General features: G+C 53.4%; 18 protein-coding genes and 2 tRNA genes. All 20 read right to left on the reverse strand.

The window, feature by feature from the left end:
• Window positions 1-1025 (reverse strand): outer membrane beta-barrel protein (locus GF409_05175; GenBank protein ID MBD3426603.1); only part of this gene is annotated, 1025 nt, incomplete at its 3' end.
• Window positions 1026-1063: 38 nt separating this feature from the next.
• Entirely contained in the window at window positions 1064-1822 is a 759-nt protein-coding gene (locus tag GF409_05180; GenBank protein MBD3426604.1) for a hypothetical protein, read from the reverse strand.
• 133 nt (window positions 1823-1955) lie between these two features.
• On the reverse strand, window positions 1956-4421 hold the full coding sequence (locus GF409_05185; protein ID MBD3426605.1) for a DUF4131 domain-containing protein: 2466 nt from the start codon (window positions 4419-4421) through the stop codon (window positions 1956-1958).
• Window positions 4414-4788 (reverse strand): hypothetical protein, encoded by a 375-nt coding sequence (locus GF409_05190; protein ID MBD3426606.1) that lies wholly within the window; start codon window positions 4786-4788, stop codon window positions 4414-4416. The genes GF409_05185 and GF409_05190 overlap by 8 nt, the downstream gene beginning before the upstream one ends.
• Before the next feature lie 76 nt (window positions 4789-4864).
• Window positions 4865-5629 (reverse strand): hypothetical protein, encoded by a 765-nt coding sequence (locus GF409_05195; protein ID MBD3426607.1) that lies wholly within the window; start codon window positions 5627-5629, stop codon window positions 4865-4867.
• Window positions 5630-5631: 2 nt separating this feature from the next.
• The gene (locus GF409_05200; protein ID MBD3426608.1) at window positions 5632-8091 is read right to left on the reverse strand and encodes a leucine--tRNA ligase; all 2460 of its coding nucleotides are present in this window, start codon (window positions 8089-8091) and stop codon (window positions 5632-5634) included.
• A gap of 9 nt (window positions 8092-8100) precedes the next feature.
• Window positions 8101-8964, reverse strand: coding sequence for an agmatinase (gene speB / locus GF409_05205; GenBank protein ID MBD3426609.1), 864 nt, complete (start codon window positions 8962-8964; stop codon window positions 8101-8103).
• Window positions 8965-8986: 22 nt separating this feature from the next.
• A complete protein-coding gene (gene speD / locus GF409_05210) occupies window positions 8987-9403 on the reverse strand; it encodes an adenosylmethionine decarboxylase (protein MBD3426610.1) in 417 nt (138 codons plus the stop codon).
• Between the two features lie 204 nt (window positions 9404-9607).
• Window positions 9608-9683: transfer RNA gene (locus GF409_05215), tRNA-Ala, on the reverse strand.
• 66 nt (window positions 9684-9749) lie between these two features.
• Window positions 9750-9836, reverse strand: a tRNA-Leu gene (locus GF409_05220).
• A gap of 50 nt (window positions 9837-9886) precedes the next feature.
• Window positions 9887-11518 carry a 2,3-bisphosphoglycerate-independent phosphoglycerate mutase gene (locus GF409_05225; protein MBD3426611.1) on the reverse strand — a complete coding sequence of 544 codons (1632 nt, stop codon included), beginning with the start codon at window positions 11516-11518 and terminating at the stop codon, window positions 9887-9889.
• Between the two features lie 84 nt (window positions 11519-11602).
• A complete protein-coding gene (locus GF409_05230; GenBank protein ID MBD3426612.1) occupies window positions 11603-13585 on the reverse strand; it encodes a CHASE2 domain-containing protein in 1983 nt (660 codons plus the stop codon).
• Between the two features lie 33 nt (window positions 13586-13618).
• Window positions 13619-14623: a hypothetical protein gene (locus tag GF409_05235; protein ID MBD3426613.1), complete on the reverse strand. Its 1005-nt coding sequence runs from the start codon at window positions 14621-14623 to the stop codon at window positions 13619-13621.
• Between the two features lie 78 nt (window positions 14624-14701).
• Entirely contained in the window at window positions 14702-15598 is an 897-nt protein-coding gene (locus GF409_05240; protein MBD3426614.1) for a hypothetical protein, read from the reverse strand.
• 17 nt (window positions 15599-15615) lie between these two features.
• Window positions 15616-16437 (reverse strand): hypothetical protein, encoded by an 822-nt coding sequence (locus GF409_05245; GenBank protein MBD3426615.1) that lies wholly within the window; start codon window positions 16435-16437, stop codon window positions 15616-15618.
• Window positions 16438-16440: 3 nt separating this feature from the next.
• Window positions 16441-17040 carry an MCE family protein gene (locus GF409_05250; protein ID MBD3426616.1) on the reverse strand — a complete coding sequence of 200 codons (600 nt, stop codon included), beginning with the start codon at window positions 17038-17040 and terminating at the stop codon, window positions 16441-16443.
• A gap of 33 nt (window positions 17041-17073) precedes the next feature.
• A complete protein-coding gene (locus GF409_05255) occupies window positions 17074-17874 on the reverse strand; it encodes an ATP-binding cassette domain-containing protein (GenBank protein ID MBD3426617.1) in 801 nt (266 codons plus the stop codon).
• Between the two features lie 15 nt (window positions 17875-17889).
• Complete coding sequence (locus GF409_05260; GenBank protein MBD3426618.1) at window positions 17890-18696, reverse strand: MlaE family lipid ABC transporter permease subunit; 807 nt, start codon at window positions 18694-18696, stop codon at window positions 17890-17892.
• 22 nt (window positions 18697-18718) lie between these two features.
• Window positions 18719-19051, reverse strand: a complete 333-nt coding sequence (locus GF409_05265) for an anti-sigma factor antagonist (GenBank protein ID MBD3426619.1) — start codon at window positions 19049-19051, stop codon at window positions 18719-18721.
• Window positions 19052-19068: 17 nt separating this feature from the next.
• Window positions 19069-19476, reverse strand: a complete 408-nt coding sequence (locus GF409_05270; protein ID MBD3426620.1) for an ATP-binding protein — start codon at window positions 19474-19476, stop codon at window positions 19069-19071.

A 19476-nucleotide genomic window follows, 5' to 3' on the forward strand; every position in this document is an offset into this window, starting at 1 on the left:
GCCCATTCTATATCTTTTCGTTTTTTGTTCTCACCGGCGGTAACATTCGGATAAGCGTTATGGTAAAACATGCCGTCCAGCCTGGCTATGAACTTACCGCCGAACCTGTAGCTGATGTTACCCAGAAAATGGTCGCCCGTGTAATAGTTATTATTGGGGTCGGTCGACTCGTACGCTTCTCTGTGATACGAAAAAAGGACATCGGTCCTGTCGTTAAGATCATACAATAGATCAATATGTGCTATCGCGCTTGAAAAATCATTTGCCGTTGAATTCCTGTAATCCTTTACCTTAAAACCGGCTTTCGCGATACCCGTGATCTTGGCGGTTATCTGGTTCTTGATACCGGCAAGAATACTATAAGCATCAGCATTCCTTCCGCCTGTATTCTTATACTCGATATTACGGTACTCGAACTCAAGAAGGCCTTTTGTCTTCTCGGTATTGGGAATGTCAACGTAGCCGGTCGCCCAGACCGCGTTCTCGTACCTGTCAAGAGACTGGAGAAGATCGCTGTGGTATTCCACGAAATAATGTTCGTAACCGATATCTGCGCTGAACTTGTTGAAGTTCATGCCGACTATGCTGTTCAGGGTATTCACTTTCCTGAGGTTCCTGTTCTCGAACTCCGTCCCGGCACGGTCAGAGGTGATCTCGAAGCGGTCGTTGATGCGCAGGTTATAATCGTTGAAGTCCAGGTAGAGTTCACCGAACATGTCGTGGTTGGCGTAGTTCTGGTCATTGTACTCTGCGAAAGCACCAAGGTCCACCTTGTAGTCGGCTCTCAGCTTGTGTTTGCCGTTGGCGCCGAAGCCGAACTCGCTCTTTATTCCGGGCGTGAAGACGCTTATCATATCGCTCTTCTCATCGCTCGAATCGTAGAAGACATTACTATCCCACTTCTCCTCGAACTCGAACATGGGAGATATCTTCATGTGCCCCTTCTCCCACGCCGAAGCGGTTACGGAAAAAGACGCCAGAACAAAAACTGCCAGAGTAAACAATACGGTGAATTTGGATCTCATAATAATGGTCTCCCCTTTTTGACCTTCCTTATTTTATTTTATTCACTGGGACTTACAGGTGATTCCGATTCTTCCTCCTTGACGCTATCAAGGTCTTTCGTGTCGGTATCAGTATCAGTGTCCATCAAATCGCCCTGGACCTGGTCAACCTTATCTTGGACGTCTTCATCCGTGGGCGCGACGACCTCTATCCATGCATTCCAGATCTGCTGCTCGTTCTCGGAGAGCTCTTCGGGCGGTTCGGTCTTGCCTGCGGACACCTGGGATTTCCAGCCTTCCGGTATCACCACTTGCTTGCCGACGGGATTACCGTTCCTGTCGAGGCCCTGCACGTATACATTGTCCTCGAAGGCCATGACCACGGTCATGTTGTTTATGTGGTCTACCCCCATACCCGAACCCCTGATGGCGCAGGCGGCCGTAGGTGTTTTCACGGTAAAGCTCGAACCTTCCTTAAGGTTCGCGAAATCCGCGAGAACGGAACCCTCGGGCATCTCGACCATGGATTTTTTAACGGTGATCTCGGAATTCGAGGCGATCTTGAGTATGTTGAGCCCCTGGGCGTCAAAAACTATCTCAGCCGAAGCATCCTTACCGGTCTTGATGAGCGCCCCTTCCTTGAGCTTCATCCCTATCCAGGGCGTGAACCAGCCGCCGTCAGCGTTGGGGTCGACCTTGACGTCACCCTTGACATCGACAACAGCAGCTTCATAAAGCTTGCTCACACTGGCAAAAGATGTCGTTGCCAGAGAAAGTACGAACAGTACGGCAAGAGATATAAATAAAATCTTTTTCATAAGGCTCTCCTGTTTATTAAACCTATTATTAAAAATCTATTATACATCGTTAGTGAAAAATTAGCATATATATATACCAAAGTCAACAAGGAACTGGTTATTTTTTATTCGTAAATATCAATGAAAGCAAGATTTATTTTGTATGTTTTAGAGGGCTTGACGGGCCGGCTGGCTCTTTTTTAAAAGCTTTCACCGCGAAGCCTTTTTCTTTTTCTTCGGCGATAACCGCCCCGTCACGCCCGGTGATAAATACCTCGGCTTTCATCTCTTCCAAAATCCCCAGAAGGCGCTTGTTGAGTTTGCCGGTGGCTTTATTGGTTATAACGGCGCTTTCGCAGCCGGTCGACTCGATGAAGAGCCTGCCCACAATATCATCACCCAGCCCCTGGCCGTGATGAGGCACTTTCACCAGATCGCTCTTGAGAAAAGTACCGAATAAAAGCATATCCTTCATGGCCTTTGATCCGCTGTCAGCTGTGAAAAGAACGCTATTACCCCTAGCGGTTACGGCCTTCATGACAACCCCGTCGTTATTCAGGTCGCCGTAAGAGGCGCCTTCGGGCGGGTTGAGGACAAACAGCTCCATCCCGGCGAAGCCTTCTACCGCACTAGAGCGCTTGATGACAAGGCGCCTGGTGTTCTTTTTTCGTATGATCGAAATATATCGATCGTAAAGGGCTTTTTCAGGGAGGTCCCGGCGAACCTCCCCGCCGTCTATCACTGCGCCTATCTCGAACTCCCTTAAAAGGTAAAGAAGGCCTCCTATGTGGTCCTCGTGCGCGTGGGTAAGGAATACCGCGTCTATCCCGCGCTTTCCCCTCTGCCAGAGGTAAGGCGCTATAATATCCCTTCCCGCGTCAACGCCCCTTCCGGTCCCTCCCCTGCCTCCGTCAATGAGAGCGACCCGGCCGTCGGGCATTTCGATTAGCATGGCATCTGCCTTGCCCGCGTCGAAAAAAGTTATCCTGTTGGAATCAGGAGGCGTTATCAAAACTTCGTTCCACACGAAGAGGTTGGCACTGAAAATGAGAAAAAGCGCGAAAAGGAACCTCTTCTTATGCGTCCTCTTTTGCATAAAGATAAGAAGCGCAAGGGCCGAGTAAAAAACAAGGATAAAAGCCGTGCCCGGAGAAGGCACCCTCACGAAAGCGAGTGGCATCCGGGAAAAGATCTCAAGAGCTGAAACTAGAGACGATATCACCCCGCCCAGAAGGACCGAAAGGGCTTTCCCGATCGCGGGAACGCTCCCCGCGAGAAGAAGCGGGAATCCCAGAGCGATCATTACGGTTAAAAGAGGTATGGCGACCAGATTGGCGATGACGACCGAAGGGGTCACTATACGGAAATAATACGCCGTTACCGGCATCATCCCTATCCACACGGCGAGGGAGACCGATATCCCTTTAAGGAAATATCTGCCAAGTGCCCGGGACGCTCTTAAAGAGGTGGGTCTCGGCCCAAGCCCCAAAAAAGGATCCGTTACCGGGGTTATATACACTATGCAGAGAACCGCGAGGTATGATAAGAGAAAGCCCGGCATGAATAGCTGCCCCGGCTTGAAGAAGGTTATCAAGAACGCCGAAAGCAGAAGTGAATACACAATATCGGTCTTCCTGCCCAGTATCAACCCCGCCAGGAGAAACGAGCCCATGATAGCGGCCCTCATAGATGACGGGCGGCATCCAGCGAATACCGCGAAGAGGATTATTGAAAGCATCGTAAGAAGGTAGGAGGTGTTCCTGGCAAGCCCGGCAAAACGCAGAATCCCCAGAACGACAAAACCCAGAACGCCTATATGAAGCCCGCTCACCGCGAGAATGTGCATAGTGCCAGTCTTGACGAAGACCTCTTTGGTCTTTTCGCTTATACCGCCCCTCTCGCCGAGAAGAACCGAGCGGGCGAGCTCTTTTCTCCGGCCGGAGAGGTATTCTGAAAGCATCTCTCCGGACTTTCTTCTCAGGTTAGAGATCCACCTTCTGATGAGTATGACCGGGGTTTTTTCCGTTCCCGCCCTCATGTAGTGGTCGCTTTTGGAGCTCGATAAAATTGCGCTCACCCCGGAATGCGAAAGATATCTTCTGTAATCGAACCCCGCGGGATTGGCCATCTCCCCGGGCAGCCTGATACTGCCGCTCAGGGCTATGACATCGCCTACTCGGGGATCGGCCCCGGGCCGGTACATATTGACCTTCACAAGACCGGTGACCTGGCTCTTCTCATGCCCTCTAAGGAGCTGGCGCGCCCTCATAACGAATGAAAGGTGCCTTGCGTGAGCCTGCCCTTTCCATTCGGGGTCTGATGTAATAACCCCTGTAATGAGCGCCTCGCTCCCGGCAGGAGAGACGGATCTACTTATGTCGTTTGCTCCGGGTTCGGTGAAAGAAGCGTAGCGATAGACCCCCAATAGAAGGAAGAACACGCAGAGAAAAGACCGGAACAGAACGCTTTTCTTAACCGATATCGCGGCTAGAAACACCAAAAGCGCGAGCAGAACCGGTAGCGCTCTCGCCGCGCCCGGCGCGGTGAGATACGGAAAAGCACCCGCCAGGAAAACACCCGCAAGGAATGATAATATAAAAAGTGCAAGAGGCCTATTCATCAAACTTAATGAACTCTTTCATCTTGGCAAGTTTCTTGGGGCCTATGCCCCGGACTTTAAGAAGGTCCTTTTCCGCGCAGAAAGATCCTTTCTCCTCCCGGAAAGCGGCTATCCTCCCGGCCAGGGCGGGGCCTATGCCCGGGATGGAGGTGAGCTCTTCTTCCGTCGCCGAGTTTATGTTGACCTTTCGCTTCTTGCGGAGCAGAGACTCCACTTCTTCTATCGTAAGGCGCGCCTTGACGGCATCTCTTGTCACGGTGATCTCGCTATAAGTGCGCGAATTTCTCCGGCCCAGAACGAAAGCTCCCGTCAAAAGCGCCGCAGAAAGAAAAACAAGCAGCGCCTTCTCATAATGGTTATATTTCACGGTAAATCCTTTTGTCTTTTATTAAAATATATTTTATATTATATCAAAGGTATCCTCAAAAAAACACTCTAAAAGGCTATTCTATGACTTCCACACGGTAAAGGTCCGAGTAGGTCCCCGTCAGCCAGAAGTATTTCCCGTCCCAGGTGATTCCGGTGGTCTTGGACACAGGGGACCTGAACTCGCCGATTATTCTCAGGCTTTCCAGGTCGACCTTGTACACCCGCTGGCTGTACCAGCTGGTTATCCAGAGATGTTCCCCGTCCCAGGCCATGTGCGCGGGTTCATGGATGTCCTTGATACGTACCTTACCGAGGATATTGCCGGAGCTATCCAGCTTAAGCAGGTGATACTTGGTCCCCAGCCCCCTCGTCCAGGTTATAACGTAAGTATCCCCGCCGATCCTGACAACGCCCGTCGGCCTCGCGGGGGCGAAGTCGATCTGGCCGGATCGCGACATGGTCTCTTTTTTTATGCTCACCTTGAAAAGTTTTTTCTCGTCCCAGTCGGCCAGGTAGAGGTATCCCTCCCCCGCCTCGGCGAGGCCTTCGGTGAAGCTGCCGACCGGCTTTATCATAGAAAGAATGGAACCGGATGAAGGATCGATTATCCAGGTATTGATGCCCTTGCCGTTGGTCACCCAGATATACTCGCCGTCGTAAAAGAGGCCCTCGTGGTAACCCTTCGGGAGGGCTATCCTGTCGACGATGCGGGTCTGGATGTCCTTTTTGTAATCGTCCCCCCTGGAAATATCATCATCTAATGCGTAGAGGGCCGCGGAGCGTATCCCCAGAATCAGCATGGTCAACATGACCGGTATGATCGTGCGTATCTTTCTCACTTTTACTGGACGACCAGATTGACAAGTTTATCCTTGAGAATTATCCACTTGCGTATCTGCTTGCCTTCGACATGGTTCTTGATCTTATCATCGGCAAGGACAAGTTCCTTGATCTTCTCCTCGTCAAGGCCCCTGGGCATCTGCAGGGTAGACCTGAGCTTCCCCTTTATCTGAACGGGAATCGTGACCGTATCGGCTAGAAGCATATTCTCGTCGTACGAAGGCCACCTGCTCCGGAAAACGCTTCCGGAGACGCCGAGCCTCTGCCAGATCTCTTCGGAGATATGCGGGACGAAGGGCCCCAGAAGCTGCACGAGGTTACGCATGAGCTCTTCAAGGGTCGCCCTGTCATAAGTGGATGCGCCTTTTGAACTGATACCCGAGTAAACGTGGTTAACCAGCTCCATGACGGCGCTTATCGCTGTATTGAAATGGAACTCCCCGTCGATGTCATCGGTGACCTTCTTGATGGTCTGGTGCATCTTTCTGAGAAGTTCCTCCCGGGCGTCCTCATCTGCGGTATCGCCCGAATTCTCCAGAATATCCAGGAGGTTCCATAACCTTTTAAGGAACCTGAAGGCTCCTTCAACTCCCCTGTCGGACCACTCGGCATCCTTCTCCGGGGGACCTATAAAAAGCGTGTAGAGCCTCACCGTGTCCGCGCCGTATCTCTCTATGAGAGAGTCCGGGCTTACCACGTTACCCTTGGACTTGGACATCTTCGCCCCGTCCTTTATGATCATCCCCTGGGTGAAGAGCCTCTTGAAGGGTTCGTCGAACCCCACATAACCCATGTCGCATAGGACCTTGGTGATGAACCTTGAATATAAAAGATGCAGTATGGCGTGCTCTACCCCTCCTATGTACTGGTCAACGGGCAGCCACCTGTTGACGTCTTCGGTGTCAAAGGGCCTATCCTCAAGATTCGGGGATATGTACCTCAGATAGTACCAGCTGGAGTCGACGAAAGTGTCCATGGTGTCTATCTCGCGCTTGGCCCGCCCCCCGCACTCGGGACAGGCGGTGTTGACGAAATCCTCCGCACTTTTAAGAGGCGACTCGCCGGTCGGCTTGAACTCGGTGCTCTCGGGAAGCACTACCGGAAGGTCCTCCTCCGGTACCGGCACCATGCCGCATTTATCGCAGTAGACCACCGGGATGGGCGCTCCCCAGTACCTCTGGCGGGATATCAGCCAGTCCCTGAGCTTGAAGTGCACCGCCCTTTCGCCGATATCCTCTTTCTCCATGTGGTCGGCTATGGCCTCCATGGCGTCGGTATTCTTCATGCCGTCGAACTTATCCGAGTTAACGAGGACACCTTCCTCCTCATAGGCCTGGGTCAGTTCCCCGGCCCGGAGAGGTTCATCCGGGTCATCTATAACTACCTCTATAGGAAGATCGTATTTTTTTGCGAACTCGAAATCCCTCTGGTCGTGCGCGGGGACCGCCATGACCGCGCCGGTGCCGTACTCCATAAGAACATAGTCTGCTATCCACAGCGGTATCTTCCTGCCGTTGATCTTGTTTATGACGTACCTGCCGGTAAAGATGCCCTTTTTCTCGGTGCCGGCCTGGACCCTCTCGACGGCGGACTCGTTCCTCACCTTGCGAATGAACTCTGTTATTTTCTCCTTACTGGCAGAATCCTTGATAAGTTCCTCGACCAGGGGGTGCTCGGCGGCAAGCACCATGTAAGTGCAGCCGAAGATCGTGTCAACGCGCGTCGTGAAGCAGCTCAAGGTGATGTCCGAATCCACCACGGGAAAATCTATGTTCACGCCTTCGGAGCGGCCTATCCAGTTGCGCTGCATGGTCTTCACCTTCTCGGGCCACTCTGTGAGCTTGTCTATGTCATCGAGGAGTTTCTGGGCGTAGTCGGTTATACGGAAAAACCACTGCTCAAGGTCCTTCTGCTCGACCCGGGAGTCGCACCTTTCGCAGGCGCCTTCTATCACCTGTTCGTTGGCGAGCACCGTGTTACACGAGGGGCACCAGTTGACGAAGGCCTTCTTCCGGTAGGCGAGGCCCTTTTCCATGAGCTTCAAGAATATCCACTGGGTCCACTTGTAGTAATCGGCCTTGCAGGAGGTGACCTCCCTGCTCCAGTCGTACTCGACCCCCCATGAATCAAGCTGCCTTTTCATCATGGAGATATTGCTCATGGTGGATTCCTTGGGGTGTATCCCCTTCTTGATGGCGGCGTTCTCCGCGGGAAGCCCGAAAGCGTCCCAGCCCATGGGGGTTAAAACGTTCCTTCCGCGCATCATCTTGTAGCGGGCGACGACGTCCCCTATTACATAATTACGGCCGTGGCCCACGTGAAGGGCCGCCGAGGGGTAAGGGAACATCATCAGGCAGTAATACTTGTCCTTGGCGTCCTTGACATCCACCCTGAAAAGGTCCTCTTCGCGCCAGGCCTTCTGCCACTTTTTCTCTATTTCGCTGAAATTATACCTGTCCATGTCGATCTATCACCTTTTTCTTTTATACACATAGCTGAGGAATTTGTAAACAAGTTTTGCCGCCAGGAAGTCCGGAGCCCTGTTGTTCCCGGAGGGACAGAGCTCAACGATATCGAACCCGGTGACGCTCTTTTGCGCCGAAACCGCCGCCAGAAGCGCCGTGACCTGGTACCAGTCGAGACCCCCCGGCTGGGGAGTTCCCGTCGAAGGCATGAGGGCCGGATCGAAAACATCCAGGTCTATAGTGACATAAACCTTATCGGAAAGCCTTGAGAGGACCTCATCTATCCAGGTGCCGCTTGAGGCTATATCCCTCGCGAAGAAGATGTCTCCCTCGGGAAGAACGCCCTTTTCTTCCCGGGACATGCTTCTAACGCCCACCTCGACGAGGTGCGCAAGTTCTTTTATCCGCGCGCCCACGCAGGCGTGATTGAACCGGCTTGAATGATATTCGTCCCTGAGGTCCGCGTGTGCGTCAAGGCTGAGCACCGAAAGAGGTTCCTCTTTCGAGGCGTGGGCCCTTACAGCGCCTATGCTCACCGAGTGCTCGCCCCCCAGGGTGACGACGAACTTGCCCCCGTCAAGGAGAGACGAGACCTCATTTTCGACCACCCGGCACATCCTCTCGGGCTCCATCTGCCCCACTTCAAGAGGCGCAGAGGTATAGATCCCCCGCGTGTAAACCTCATGGTCGGTCTCTATATCGTATAATTCCAGTTCCGGCGAGGCCTCTAAAAGAGCAAAAGGGCCCTTGTCGGCCCCTTTGATCCATGTGCTGGTCCTGTCATAAGGTACTGGCAGGATAACTATGCTTGATCGGTCAAGATCGGTAGATGCCCCGTCCGGCCCCGTGAATCGGGTGTATTCTTCCATGAACCGTACCGGACCCTTCCCTCTAAACAAGTACTGCTTCCCTTGAGTCGGAATACCTTACGAAATCCTTGCCCCTGTTTACAACGTACTTGTCGTAATCCTTTGATTCAAAAGCATCTATTATGTATTTTGCGGCAAGCTCCACATCGAAATCCTTGCAGGAGAAAACATCGACAAAGCAGTAATCCTTCTCCTGGAAGGTATGTATCGATATATGGCTTTCCGCTATGATCACCGTGCCGGTTATCCCCTTGTCCTCGGGAACGAGCCCCGCGTAGGGGAATACGTACGGCTGTGTTATCCTGGTCATGCCGATCTTCTCGGGAAGTTCGTGCAGTATATCGAATATCAGCTTGTAATCGCTGAGTTTTCCCGCCGCGCACTTCCTCAGATCCAGCATAAGATGCGGACCGAAAGATTCCTTTCTTCTTTCCCTCATCCTCATCCTCCATTTTTGTTTTCCCGTTTTATGGGCTCAAAAAAACAGAGCAAAAAACACCCTGAAATCCATGTAACACTATCTATATTCAATAGCTTACGCTATTTTTACAGGGATAAAGTATATTTTTTATTGAGCGGTTTGTCAACAGAAAAATAATAATTAAAAAGCCCGCCTCCCGGGCGGGCTTTTGCCGTAAAAAGGTGGTGGAGCTGAGGGGGATCGAACCCCTGACCTCATGCATGCCATGCACGCGCTCTTCCAGCTGAGCTACAGCCCCACGGGTTCAATTAATATATCATTCCCGACAATTAATGTCAAATGCTTACAGCGCTGCCGCAAAATCTGGTGCCGGAGGTGGGAGTCGAACCCACACGGAGTTTCCCCCAATGGATTTTGAGTCCATCGCGTCTGCCAATTCCACCACTCCGGCACTTCTTTTTCAGAGAACTAATTTTATTACCTGGCTTTTTCTTAGTCAAGTCAATTAAACTCGATAAGAGGCGGATCGTAATCGGCAACGTTCCTGTACCCCAACAGGTTCAGTATGGTCCCGGCCACGTTGGAAAGCCCTCTTTTCTCCAGGTTCGCCATGCGGTATTCCCCCGCGTAAAGCGGGTCGTATATCGCGAAAGGAACCGGGTTCAACGTGTGAGCGGTCTTCATGACCCGCTCGCCCTTCTTGAGTTCGAACATCTCATCGGAATTGCCGTGGTCGGCGGTGACTATGGCTACGCCTCCGAGCTCTTTGACCTTATCGAGTATCCTCCCGACGCACTTGTCGACAGTCTCCACCGCCTGCACCACCGCGTCCGGAACAGCGGTGTGGCCCACCATGTCCCCGTTGGCGAAATTCAGCCTTATGAACCTGTACTGGCCGGATTTCAGGCTGTCCACGACCTTCTGCGTTATCTCAGGAGCCTTCATGTCGGGGGCCTTGTCGAACTGTATCTTGTCAGAAGGTATCTCCAGATAATCCTCAAGCTCCTTGCAGACATACCCGGATTTATTACCGTTCCAGAAATACGTGACGTGCCCGAACTTCTGGGTCTCGGAGATCGCCATCATCCTGACATTTGCGGTGCAAAGGTACTCGCATACAGTCCTGTCTATCTCTGGAGGGGCCACGAGAAAGCGTTTCGGTATATGCAGGTCCCCGTCATATTCCATCATCCCGGCGAATTTCACGCTGGGGCGCCTCACCCTGTCGAACTCGCTGAAGTCCTCTTCGTCAAATGCGCGGGATATCTCTATCGCGCGGTCTCCCCGGAAGTTAAAGAACACCACCGAGTCGCCGTCCTCGATCGTGCCCACGGGCTTACCGTCCTCGACCACGACGAAGGGATCCATGTACTGGTCCGTTATTCCCGGATCCTCCCTGTAGTAAGTCTCAACCGCTTCTTTGGCAGATGCGAAGTTCCTCGCCTTTCCAAGCACATGCGCGTCCCAGCCCCGCTTGACCACGCTCCAGTCGGCGTTGTAACGGTCCATGGTGGTAACCATCCGGCCTCCGCCGGAGGCTATCCGGTAATCAAATCCCTTTTCCCCGCGGATAGCGCGTAAAAGCTCCTCGGTCTTGTCTATGTACCTAAGAGCAGACCTCTCGTCCACATCGCGCCCGTCGAGAAGCGCGTGAACGCGGACCCGTTCGATCCCCGTCTTGGCCAGGCGTTTTATCATGCTGAAAAGCTGGTCTATATGCGAGTGGACATTACCGTCGGAAAGAAGCCCTATGAAGTGGAAGGTCCTTCCGGAGGTACCCTTGACGTTAGAGACAAGGTCCTGCCAGGTCGGGCTGTTAAAAATGGATTCATTCTCTATGGAATTATTCACCAGTTTCGCTCCCTGGGCAAAGACCCTTCCCGCACCGAGAGCGTTGTGCCCCACCTCGCTGTTACCCATGTCATCATCGGTAGGTAGTCCCACGGCGGTACCGTGGGCCTGGAGCGTCGTGAAAAGCTCGCTGTTGAAAAGCCTGTCCAGACAGGGCGTCTTCGCCATATAAACGGCGTTGGTCTCATCCTCCCTGCCCATGCCTACCCCGTCCATAATGATAAGAACGAGCGGGCCCTTACGGGGAGTGAAACCATCGAGTTTTTCGAGTTTAAGCTGCATACGGATCGCCCTTCTTGTTGCCGGGATATATGAAATGTTCAAGAGAGTATTATACGTTATACCCGGGAAAAATCAACCAGAGTATCAGGTACGGACCGCTACGACCGTGATATCGTCATGCTGGCGGTCCGGACCCTCGAAATCCGTCACCGCCGCCAGAATGGCATCCACCACTTCCTCGGCGGTAGCCCCCTTAAGCAGAGAGGCAAGTTCGGTAAGTCTTTCCATGCCGAACATCTCATCGTCAGGGCCCATGGCCTCGGTAACGCCGTCGGTATAGAAGACGAAAATGCTTCCGGGGGCGTACTGGCGACTGTTCTGGGTGAAAACCGACTGCATCATGCCCAGTGGTATGCCCGCCTCAACGTCCAGAAGCTCGATTCTGCCGTCGGGGTCGATCAGGATAGTGGGGTTGTGGCCGCCGATCGCGAAAGAGATCTTTCCCGCGGAGGTATCGAACACGTTGTATGTCATCGTCACGAAAAGCCCGCTGTCCGCCTCCAGCACGAGGTTATCGTTCACCTGGCTTACTACCTCCCCGGGCTCCCCCTTCTTGGCGAAGGCCTTGAAAACGCTCACCACCCTCGCCATGTAAAGCGCCGCCGGAACGCCCTTGCCGGATACATCCCCGAGCATGACGCCGATCCTGCCCCCGGGAAGCTCGACCACGTCGTAAAGGTCTCCGCCCACCTGGCGGGCAGTGAGCATCCTCGCGCATATATCGAGACCTCCCGCTTCGGGTATCTCCCGCGGCAGGAAGCTTCTCTGAATGCCCTTTGCGATATCAAGCTCCTTCTCGATAAGCTCCCTCTTCTGTATCTCCGTGAAATATTTCTTGAGGGTTACCATCACGTAGATGGCGGCAATAGTGACAAGGGGATAAAAAACATCGACCCAAACCCCGAAAGGCCAGAAACATATCATCGCCGCCAGAAGATAGGCCGCCATGATGAGGATTATCGAAAGAATGGCTATCTTCCTCGGGCTTTTCAGCGTCACGTAACCGGTTATGATCCACATCAATACGAGTATAAGGAGGTTCCAGCCCCTGCCCAGCCTCCTTAGGAAAAGCCCCTTCATTATGCTGTTGTAAAGGCTGGTGTGCACGCCTATACCCGGGTAAATGGGCTCCATCGGGGAGGGATGCGCATCGGGAGAAGCGGTAGCCGTAAGACCTATGAAGCATACCGTGCCCGCGAGCTCTTTAAGGTTCACCGCTGGCTTCTGGCCCGTCACGTCCGCGAGGTAGGACTGGAGTATGTCCACGTAGGAATAATGCCGGAAAGCCCTTCCCCATCTTGCCGGATAATTGACAAGGACCGATGAGTCCTCGTAAAGGGGTATTACAAGATCCTCGCCCGCAGTGATCCTCTCGCCGGGCTCTATATCGATATCCCCAAAGGCGTAACCCAACTTATCCAGAGCGACATTGAAGGTAAGGTGCGGGTAATACTCGCCCTCGTACTCGATAAAAAGAGGCACCCTTCGCACCTTGCCGTCGATGTCCGGCTCAACATTGACGAAGCCCGAGCCCTTGACCACCCGGGCGATCACTTCCACAAGGGGCGCGGCGAACTTGGTGGCCTTGACGTGGGTCCTTCCCCTGGCGGAAGGCGCAAGCTCGAAGACATAAGGCACGTACACGTTACCCGCCTCTTTTATGGCTTCGGCGAAGGCCTCGTCACCCTCCTTGTGCTCGCTGAAGAATATATCGAAGACTATGGTCTCCGCACCGGCGGACTTGAGCGCTCTGGTAAGTAGAGCGTGATACTTCCTCGGAAAGGGCCACTTGCCGATCTTCTCTATCGAGTCATCCCCCACCTCGATGATGACTATGTCCCGGTCAACGGCAATGGGGGGCCTTGCCCTGTACCAGAAATCCAGCACGCTGTACTCGAACTCGTCGAATACCCTGGAATATGAGAAAAAAAGCAAAAGCCCGACCAGGGCCGCCGCGAAAAGATAGGAGGCCAGGCGCGCGGTATCCACCTTCTTCAGCCTTGCGGGCGCTTTACGGATGTAGCGCTTTATCAATCGTATTCTGCCTGAGATATTCTTCAAAACCATAAGGGAACGGTCCCGGAACCAGACCGGAAAAGTTTAAAAATAATAATAAAGCCCGCCCGAAACAATGCTGCCGGAGTAATCCTGGAAAGGATCGTTGGATGCGTTCTCGCTGTATGAATAGGTCACTCCCAGCGTGAGGTTTTTGGTTATGTCGTAATACAGCGAAGAATAGAAAATGTAAGTATTGTCCCTCTGGCGCCTGCCGGTGTCCTCGGTGCTCCTCCTGTCCTTGTAGCGGGTATACCTGTAGACAAGGCTCACGTCGAGGTAAAGGTGGTCGGTGATGAAGTAGAGCATCGACGGGCTCAGCCTGTAGAGCCAGTAGTCGTAATACTGCTGGAAGTCGTCGTTTGAATCGTTGTGGCTGATCTGGTTGCTCACGCCTATGAAGAACTTGTTGAAATACGCTCCGATATTGTACTGCATCCTGATGCGGTCATCCGTCCGGTCGACGTCAGAGACGAAACCCGCGGAATTGAAGGTCTTCCTGTCGGGATACCACCTCTTCAGGTATTCGAACCTGGCCTCCTGGTAGACGTCAGGAAGAAAAAAATGCCTGAGGTTGGTCGTAAGGTATATACCGTTATAGGTGCTTTCCTTCTCGTTGGGGTACTCGAAGTGGTCGAACGTTATCGTGTTCCTCCAGATAAGGTCGGGGGTTACCCTGTAGACGAGCTGCGCGTAGGGGGCAAGGTCAAAGATATTGTTCCTGTTGTGGGTGTAGTATACCAAAGAGAAAAGGTCCGTCCCCACCTCGAAGTCGGCCTGCCCGGTAACCGGGTAACTTGCCTCCAGGTTGCCGGTGAACTGCAGGAAACCGTCATCGAGCCTCTGGGAGTCCAGCTCAACATTGTTATCGTAACCCTGCTGGAGGTCCGCGTAACCGGAGACCTCAAGTTTCTCCGCGGAGGGCTCCGGCAGATATTCCGCTTCCTTGAGCTCTTTCTGCGGCGCCGGCTGGGCGCTGGGGATAGCGTCCGTTATGTCCTGGTCAACGGCCGCAAAGCCGTTCGCGCAAAAGAAAGTGAAAACAGCCAAAATATAAAAGACCTTTACATAACTGTTCCGGGATAAAACGCGCAAATCTCTTTCTCCTTTCTCTTTCTCTGAGAGCGATCAGGGCCCTATGCTCCTGGAATCTGAACTGTCCGTGCTCTGGATCGTCCTGCGATCATCGATGTTACTCTCAACCTTGCTGTCATCCTTGCGTATCATTATGCTTTCGCGCCTCTGCTCGCGCACGTCCTCTTTCTTCTCGATGCGCCTTTCGATCCTCTCCTGGCGCCGGATCATCCTCTTGCCGGGATCGCTTCTCAGGGAGCGTTCGGACTTTTCGGCGGATACCTCGGGTTTTGCTTTTTTCTCCGGTTTCGCCGGTCTCTGCTCGGCAGACCGGCGGCGCACTTCCCGGCGCATCGCATCAAGCCTCCTGGCTGATATCCTGGAAAGGCGGGAGGGTTTCTCGAAGCGCTTGACCTTTCTTTCGTAACCGTCCCTTACCCAGTACTGCCTCTCCATGGCGGTGCCGTCCTTGCGAACACCTCTGACGAAAACCCTGCCGTCGAATACGGAGACCTCTGACTCCTCTTCCGTCGTCACGGTCCTCCAGCCGGTACCTCTGGCCCCGCAGGTCGCGCAGGGGGTGCGAACGCGGAAGGTCTCGCCCGGTTCGATCTTATCAAGCACGGTGTAGATCTCACCGTCCACCAGATGGATCTTATCCTCGCCTTCCAGGACGAGAACGACCGTCGTGTTGGCCTTTACCTTCATCATGTTCATCCCGGATGTGTCCAGGGCGATCTCCGCGTAGGACTCATCCCCCGTCATTATCCGGGCGCCCTCCCCGAGCTTCATCCCGGGGCGGCACGGCACGCTCTGCTTTTCACCGCGAGGTATGACCCTGACATCCCCGGCGAGCGAAATGACGTCAATATCCTCCCCGGCAGCCTGAGACATGGCGCACATCCCGGCTATGACCATAAAACTGACCAGTCCTACCAATACCCTTTTCATCGGATACCTCCCTGTGCTTACGGCCGCACTTCGCGTACCTTTTTCAGCTCACTGCCCCCTCCGGTCCGCCCGGTGGGCCTGTCCTTCTCGCGCCTCAGGCTTTCGGTCTTTCTCTCGATAATGTTCTTCCTATGCTCTTCCCTCTTGCCGTTGGCGACGCCCAGGCCTTTGACGCGCTCCTTCTTTTTCTGCTTGGCGAGACCCGCCTGCTGTTCCATGAGGGCCAGCTCTTCCGGGGTGAGCTTCTCCTTCTCGCCCGGTTTCGAACCCTTCTTCACCTTGACCTTCTCGCCGCGGGAGACCCAGCTTACCCCGTCCATGACCGAACCGTCCCTAGTGAGGCCCCTTACATAGACCCTGCCGTCGAAAACAGCGACTTCGGAGACTCCGCCGCGTTTTTTGGTCCTCCAGCCAGTGCCCCTTGCGCCGCAGACCGCGTCGGGAGTGCGAATCCGGAACTTCTCGCCTCTTTTAAGCTCTTTTATCATCGCGTAGACCTCGCCGTCAATGAGCTCCACCTTGTCACCGTTTGTCAGCTTGAGGACAACGTCGCTTTTGCCCATTATCCTGATGATGTTCTTCCTGTGCGGGTCGAAGGAAAGCTTGACGGAAGAACCCGCGTCGGTAACTATGCGCGTGCCTTCGGCAAGTTCCATCCCGACCCGGCAGTGCACGGACTTGACGGTATTACTGGGTACGACCTTGACGTCACCGTCCACCGAGACGACCTCTACCACAGAGGATGAAAAACATACCAGCGGCACTGAGCAGCTTACAAAAGCCGCGATGAACATGAATGTAATAAGTTTTTTCACAGGTCCGACCTCCATCAAAAACACGGGTTAATCTTCCTTCTGCCTGAAAAGGAGCTTCCAGGGGTTTCGCTTGACGTTCTCGCTGAACTCCTTGAAATTCTGGCTGGTCGCCTCCAGGTTCACGATTATGTTATCCAGGTTGTCCTTGTTATCTGAGACCACCGACTTGATGTCGGCGAGGATGCTGTCGAGGTTGTTCGCTATCTGGTCGGCTTTTTTCATGAGCAGCCTCATCTGGACCGGGTCTTCGCTTTTGAGGACCGCACCTGGCCTTACGAAGTTATCCTCGGTCCCCGGGGTTATGCCGACGAAGGCGTCACCGACGAAACCGGCCGCGTCTATGTAGGCGATGGAATCGGTCCTCACCTTGGCCGCCTGGTCTATCTCAAGCAGGCATTCGACCTTCGTCCCGTCCTTGTAGATGAATCTCATGTCCTTCACTCTTCCGACGTCTATGCCGGAGAGCTTCACGATGGCGTCTGGCTTGAGGTTACCCGCGTAGACGAAATGCGTCTTGAGCTCGTATTTCTTGTGCCGGAAACTCGTTGTCTTACCGAAATAAAATATACCGATGGCTATTGCCACCACTACGACCAATCCCGTTTTTATCTCGTTGGTAAACCTCATGACTTGCTCCTTTTCATTGAAATATAGCTTTTATTATGCCGTCAGACTTTCAAGATAATCGTCCTTCTGCTGGAAGAACCTTATCGGCCCGTCAAAATCCCCTTTTATGAACTGCTGGACCATCTCGTTGTCCGAATTCTTTATTTCATCCGGCGTCCCCGTCTGGAGCACCTTCCCCTCGTAAAGCATGGCTATCCTGTCAGCTATGGACATGACGCTCTTCATGTCGTGCGTCACTACCACGCTGGTTATGGACAGCTTCTTGGACAGGTCTATGATGAGCTTGTCTATGACCGCCGCTACGATCGGGTCGAGCCCGGCGGTAGGCTCGTCATAGAATATTATCTGCGGATCCATAGCTATCGCTCTGGCGAGGCCAACCCTTTTTCTCATGCCTCCGGAGAGCTCGCTGGGCATGAGGTCCTCGAACCCGCGAAGCCCCACAAGCTCAAGCTTCATCTTTATCATTATGTCTATGACGCTCTTCTCCAGCTTTGTATGCTCGAAAAGCGGCAGGCTCACGTTCTCGCCGACCGTCATCGAATCAAAAAGCGCCGAGGACTGGAAGGACATGCCTATCTTCTTGCGCACCTCGTCGAGCTCTTCGCCGTACTTGTCGGTTATGTCATCTCCCAGAAGATACACCCTGCCGGAAGTGGGTTTCAGGCTGCCGATCATGTGCCTGAGGAGCGTGCTCTTGCCGCAACCGGAGCCGCCCATAATGACGAAGGTCTCACCCCTGTAGACCTTGAGGTCCACCCCGTTAAGAACGGGCCTGTCGCCGAACTTCTTTACAAGGTCCTTTACTTCTACTACGACTTCTCTTTCTCCCATGAGACGCTCGCCTTTCTATACGTTAGCGAAAAAGAATATTCCCGTAAGTATGCAGTCAAAGATGACTATCATTATGAAACTCGCCACCACGCTGAGGGTGGTTGATTTACCCACTCCCTCGGCACCGCCTCGCGTGGAAAGGCCCACGTAGCATGATATCATCGATATGAGCCCGGCGAATGCGACGCTCTTGATGAGCCCCGTCCAGACGTCCTTCCAGGTGAGCATGTCGAAAGAGAACGACATGTACCTGTAGAAATCAAGCTGGAGGTTGAAAACACCCACGATCAGGCCCCCGATTATTCCGACAATATCGCTTATGATGGTAAGGCACGGCAGCATGACCAGAAGCGCCAGGAACCTGGGAACCACCAGAAACCTCACCGGGTCCAGTGCCAGGGTCTCAAGAGCCTCTATCTGCTCGGAAACCTTCATCGTCCCGAGCTCCGCGGAGATGGCCGACCCCACCCTGCCGGCCACTATGAGAGCGGTGAAGACCGGGCCGAGCTCTCTGGCCATGCTTATCGCCACCATGGGGGCGACGTATATGGTCGCTCCCAGCTGCTTCAGCTGGTAGGCGCTCTGCATGGCTATCACTATTCCGGTAAAAAGAGAAATAAAGAAAACTATGACTATAGACTGAACTCCCGCGAAGACCATCTGGTAGAAGATGCTCTCCCTGCGGGGGGCTTTTTTACGGAAGGGGCCGGTGAATACCCAGTTCAGGGTGTCCACGAGAAGCGATACCACGCCCGTAATGCTCTGACCGAGCTCTATGGTGGCATTGCCTATGGAAGCGAGAAGGTTCTCTATTTTCTGCATGATCCGCCTTTCCGCAATGTGGCTAGAACGAAGAAACAGCGTCCTGTTCGCTGTCGACTATATCGAAAAGTTTATCCAGCTTGGTTATCTCAAAAAGCCCCTTCACCTTCGATGAAAGGTTGGTCAACTTCAGCTTGCCGCCGTAGGCGCGCAGGTTCTTAAGTATTTCTACCAGCGTGGCCAGGCCTGAACTGTCAACGTAATTAACATCCTTGAGGTTTATAACTATCTTGTTCTTTTTCTGGGCCGCCACCTGGTCGAAAGATCTTTTGATGTCGGGCGACGTGTTTATGTCAATGTCGCCTTCTATCCGGAAGATCGATATCCCGCCTGTATCCTCATGATTGATCTGCATGCTCCCCCTCCGTTCATTTATTTGCAGGTATTCTTCTCGAAATACTTGACCATCCGGACCTTTTTACCGCCCCTCTGGTAAGTCACCTCGTCCATGAGGTGGTTTATCAGATAAACGCCCCTGCCGCTTTCCTTGAGCAGGTTCTCATCAAGCGTGGGGTCCGGCAGGCTCGCCGGGTCAAAGCCTTCGCCTTCGTCCTCGATGGTTATAATCACCTTCTCATCCTGTATGTCGGTCTCCACGGTCACCATTTTATCGGGGTCCTGCTTGTTGCCGTGGACTATCGCGTTACGCAAAGCTTCCTCGAAGCCCACGTAAATATCGAAAACCACTTCCTCGCTGACCCCGCGCTCTTTCAGTTCTTCCGCCAGGGACTGCCCGAGCTTTTTCACCATCTGGCTGTCATTACCTATGCGCTTTTTCAT

The sequence above is a fragment of the Candidatus Omnitrophota bacterium genome (genome assembly GCA_014728045.1).
Classification (GTDB): Bacteria; Omnitrophota; Gorgyraeia; order Tantalellales; family Tantalellaceae; genus WJMH01.